General features: G+C 52.6%; 1 protein-coding gene and 1 pseudogene. One reads left to right on the plus strand and one right to left on the minus strand.

Annotation, left to right across the window (positions count from 1 at the left end; genetic code table 11):
* Nucleotides 1-201: 201 nt before the first annotated feature.
* Nucleotides 202-330, minus strand: a pseudogene (locus AC0V2Y_RS28520) (IS481 family transposase); the annotation flags it as partial.
* Nucleotides 331-622: 292 nt separating this feature from the next.
* Between AC0V2Y_RS28520 and AC0V2Y_RS28525 the strand changes: the two are divergent.
* A complete protein-coding gene (locus AC0V2Y_RS28525; RefSeq protein ID WP_475417765.1) occupies nucleotides 623-1312 on the plus strand; it encodes a DUF6988 family protein in 690 nt (229 codons plus the stop codon).
* The last annotated feature ends 162 nt before the right edge of the window (nucleotides 1313-1474 follow it).

Consider the following 1474-nt stretch of genomic DNA (forward strand, 5'->3'; position numbering starts at 1 on the left):
GTCAATCGCTGGTCTGCGCGATGAACTGACGGGGCATACATCGCAGGCAATCGATACAACCATTGCCAGCCTCCTGAGCAAAAACATCGTATCGCTTCAGTAATGTTACGCACAACCGCTTCACCCAACTCGGCACACCGACGATAGTGGCAATGGCCTAACCTCCGCCTGAGGTAAGGGGGAGTATGCGCCTAGTCCCGTTTAATCATAAACGCGCTTTACGAATAGGTCCGGCTTCTTTTGCTGCCATTCTTTGCGCGTCTGGATAGGTGTTTTTGCACCGATGGCCCGTAGTGGAATGGGGGGGTAAAGCTTTAGATAGTTGAGCAAAGCGGCGAGGCCACAGAGGTCGACGCGGATTTTGTCGCTTAGCTCAACGCGTGATGGAGTAATGGGCAGGGGGACAGACGGCTCGTGCCCGATGTTGTCGTTGGAGCAGGCAGTTACGAGATCGCACACCAGGCGCCTGGCCGAACACCGGTGGCCCCATACCGATCCATCAGTTCATCATCTTTTTAGAACTATGGATCAGGAGAGTTTAAGCTTCTGGTGACGATCAATGGAGAGGGAAGGCCACATTGAATATATTTGCGTTACGATAGCTACTCCATAGCGCCCTTTTATGCGCATGAACCTCCTCATTCTGCCATCTATGTCGCCTAATATCGAAAGCCTCTTGCAACGCTCGGCAGAGTTTGAACTTGCACTGCTCGCAGAATTTCCTGAACTGGAACTACGATTGGCTGATAGCGACCCTAAATTGGAACTCGTAGCCGCTGCAGCCATGGTCTCCCTGGAACACGGATCGGTGCTCAGGAAAGCATTTGAGATTGGGGCGCCAAATACTGGCGCTGCGCTATTGCGTCTGCAGTACGAAGCGCTTCTCAAAGCAGCATGGCTGCTTTTCGCGGCCACGCCCGTCCAGGTGGATAAGTTGGCACAGCCCTTGGAAAGTGAGGCTGAGCAAGCAGCCAAGGGGCTACCGGGACATCTTGAAATGCTGGCAGCAGTACAAAAGACTGGGCCCGCTGGACTTACACAGCCACTGACGGAGTTCAACCAATATTCACGCCATGCGCTGAATTCGTTCGTGCACACTGGCATTCATCCTCTGAGCCGCACAAAGGAAGGTTTTCCTCTACCACTGGCGGAAAAGATACTCAAGTTTGCCAATGCTCTTAGTCATCTTGCCTATCGTATCCTGGCGGTGCTCACAGGCGAGCAGCAGCGTATGAATCAAGTTACAAAGCTGTATCTCGCCTTCGCAGATTGCCTGTCAATGACTACAGTAAATGAAACGAATCTGACCTAGTTGGGAGAAATTTACCGGCTCGGTCATGGGCAAGGGATCAAACATACGCGCAATTGATTCCATGTATCGACCTTGCGCCACATCAAACCGTCAAGCATTGCGCGAATCGCTGGATCATTTCCCCCAAGACACCGGCGCAGTGCCAGCATACATGCCCTGCTC

Source organism: Janthinobacterium sp. BHSEK, assembly GCF_056174685.1.